A 3,118-nucleotide genomic window follows, 5' to 3' on the forward strand; every position below is an offset into this window, starting at 1 on the left:
CCCCCGGTCCGCCCTCAGCCCGCCCGGTTCACCGCCGACAGCACCGCCAGGATCGAGGCCGTCAGCACGGAGGTGTCCTGGCCCGCACCCCAGCACAGCTCACCGCCCACCCGGCACTCCACGTACGCCATCGCCGGACTGCCCTGCCCCGAACCCGTCGCCTGTTCCGTGAAGTCCAGGATGTCCACCTCGATGCCCGCTGCGGCCAGCGCGCGGGTGAACGCCGACACCGGGCCGTTGCCCGTGCCCTCGTAGTCGCCCTCCCGGTCGTCCACCCGCAGTGTGCAGATGAACCGGTGCTCACCGGCCGGGTTCCGGTCCGTGGACCAGGAGGTCAGGGCCACGTTCCCGGCCCGCCCGGGGGCCAGGTACGTCGCGTCGAACAGCTCCCACAGATCCTTGGGCGTGGCCTCCAGGCCGCTGTCGTCGGTCGCGGCCTGCACCGTACGGGAGAAGTCCGCGCGCAGCCGGGCCGGCAGGTCCACCCCGTAGTTGCTCCGCAGCAGATGGGCGATGCCGCCCTTGCCGGACTGGCTGTTGACCCGGATGACGGCCTCGTACGTACGCCCCACGTCCGCCGGGTCGATCGGCAGATACGGCACCGACCACAGCTCGGAGCCGCTGCTCGCGTGATGGGCGAAGCCCTTGCTGATGGCGTCCTGGTGGGTGCCGGAGAACGCGGTGTACACGAGATCACCGCCGTAGGGATGGCGGGGTGCCACCGGCAGCCGGTTGCAGTACTCGACCGTGCGGCGGATCTCGTCGATGTCGGAGAAGTCGATCATCGGGTCGACGCCCTGGGCGTGCAGATTGAGGGCCAGGTTGACCAGGTCGACGTTGCCGGTGCGCTCCCCGTTGCCGAACAGGCAGCCCTCCACCCGCTGCGCGCCCGCCAGGACGGCGAGTTCGGCGCACGCGGTGCCGGTGCCGCGGTCGTTGTGCGGATGGACGGAGAGGATCACCGAGTCCCGCCGGTCCAGATGGCGGTGCATGTACTCGATCTGGTCCGCGTACACATTGGGCGTCGCGATCTCCACCGTGGCGGGCAGGTTGTGGATGACCGGCCGGTCGGGCGAGGCGTCCCACAGCTCGGTGAGGCTGTTGCAGATCTCCAGGACGAAGTCCGGCTCGGTGAGGATGAACACCTCGGGGGAGAACTCGAACCGGATGTCCGCCCCGGGCCGCGCCCGCGCCAGCCGTTCCATCTGCCGCGCGGACTCCATGACGGTGCCGTGCACCTCGGCCCTGCCGCGGCCGAGCACCACGTCGCGCCAGACGGGCGCGGTCGGGATGTACAGGTGGACGACCGCGCGGGCCATCCCCTCGACGGACTCGAAGGTCCGCTCGATCAGGTCCGGCCTGGCCGGGGTGAAGACGACCACGGTGACGTCGTCCGGCACCGCGTCGCTCCCGGCCAGATGCCGGACGAAGTCGAAGTCGGTGCGGCTCGCGGAGGGGTAGCCGATCTCGATCTCCTTGAACCCCATGGCGACGAGCAGATCGAACATCCGGCGCTTGCGCGGTGTGTCCATGGGCTCGGCCAGCGCCTGGTTGCCGTCGCGCAGGTCGACGGGCACCCAGAGCGGGGCGCGCTCGATACGGGCCTGCGGCCAGGTGCGGCCGGTCAGGGGTACCTCGACGCGGTCGAACGCCGAGCGGTAGCGGTGCGAGGGCATGGAGCTCGCCCGCTGCGGATTCCAGCGGGGCGCGTCGGCGGGCACGGGACCGCGCGGGGTGCAGACGGTGGGGAAGCCGTGCATCGGTGACAGACGGTCGGGCATGAAGAGGGCTCTTCTCGGATCGCCGGATGCGACCGGCGCAGCACGGCATCCCGCGGCGGGGTGCCGGTCGCTTCAGGCCCCGCCGCGGCAGCCGAGAAGAAGGAGACCGCTGTGCGTCATGGCCGGTAGAGTAGCCAGAAAGCAAGTCCTCAGACAACCTGACAGGTGAATCCCGGTGTCCTCGCTCGGTCCGCTCCGCCCCAGCCCCCTGGTCGAACAGGCCACGAACCATCTGCGCGAGCAGATCACCGAGGGGCACTGGCCGGTCGGCATGCGGATCCCCGGCGAGACGACCCTGGCCAGGACGCTCGGCGTGGGCCGCTCCACGGTCCGCGAGGCGGTGCGCACCCTGGCCACCCTCGGGCTGCTCCGGTCCCGGCAGGGCGCGGGCGTCTTCGTCATCGCCGACCGGGTGACGGAGGACTGGCCGACGAGGCTGCGCCGGGCCGCGATCACCGATGTGTACGAGGTGCGCATGCTGATCGAGGTCCAGGCCGCCCGGCTGGCCGCACGGCGCCGCACGGACGAGGACCTGTCCGCGCTGGACGAGGCGCTCACCGCGCGGCGGGCGGCCGGCGCCGGGGGAGACGCGGAGTTCGTCGACGCGGACATCGCGCTGCACCGGGCCGTGGTGGCCGCCGCGCACAACCCCGTACTCACCGACCTCTTCGGCGAGTTCGCGCCCGCGCTGCGGCAGGGGCTCATCGACCTCGTGGAGCTCTTCGGCCTGCGCCGTGAGGACCCGGACCACGGCGACGCCACCCATGACGCGTTGGTGCGGGCCGTGGTGGCCGGGGACGCGGAGTCGGCGGGCCGGGCCGCGCAGACGGAACTCGAAGCCACGCTGGCCCGGTTGCGGACGGCGTAGGGCCGGGGCGGCCTTCGCGACTGCGGGCGGCGTGCGCCGGGCAGTCCCCAGCACCTGCGTGATGCGGGCGGCCTGGGTGGCCTTCGCGACTGCGGGCGGTGCAAGGCCGGGTGGCCCTCGCGATGCGGGCGGTACAGCGCCTGGCGGCCTCCGCGATGCGGGCGGTACAGCGCCGGGCAGCCTCCACGATGCGGGCGGTGCAGGTCCTGGCGGCCTTCGCGATGCGGGCGGTACAGGTCCGGGCGGCCTTCGCGACACGGTTCCTCCGAAGCCCGGGCCCGCCCCGGCTTCGGAGGAAGAAGGCGGGCGTACGCCGTCGGCCCCCGGCTGCCCCCGCCGCACGGCGTCCCGTTCACCTTCCGGCGGCTGGGCCGGTGTGAACCGGGGGTGACGCGAGCCGCTCCCCGCGGCAGGCCGAAACGCGGCCCGGCGGGGCGGCCCGGCGCGGCGGAACCGCCCCGCCGGGCCG

At 73.1% G+C, this 3,118-nt stretch carries 2 protein-coding genes; one reads left to right on the top strand and one right to left on the bottom strand.

Going from position 1 to position 3,118, the window contains the following annotated elements; all coding sequences use genetic code 11:
* Window positions 1–14 precede the first annotated feature (14 nt).
* The gene (leuA, locus tag AADR41_RS41715) at window positions 15–1,781 is read right to left on the bottom strand and encodes a 2-isopropylmalate synthase (protein WP_342287665.1); all 1,767 of its coding nucleotides are present in this window, start codon (window positions 1,779–1,781) and stop codon (window positions 15–17) included.
* A 175-nt stretch (window positions 1,782–1,956) separates the two neighbouring features.
* Between leuA and AADR41_RS41720 the strand changes: the two genes are divergently transcribed.
* A complete protein-coding gene (locus tag AADR41_RS41720) occupies window positions 1,957–2,649 on the top strand; it encodes a FadR/GntR family transcriptional regulator (RefSeq protein ID WP_342287667.1) in 693 nt (230 codons plus the stop codon).
* Window positions 2,650–3,118 lie beyond the last annotated feature (469 nt).

Source organism: Streptomyces sp. CLV115 (assembly GCF_038448545.1).
Classification (GTDB): domain Bacteria; phylum Actinomycetota; class Actinomycetes; order Streptomycetales; family Streptomycetaceae; genus Streptomyces; species Streptomyces sanglieri.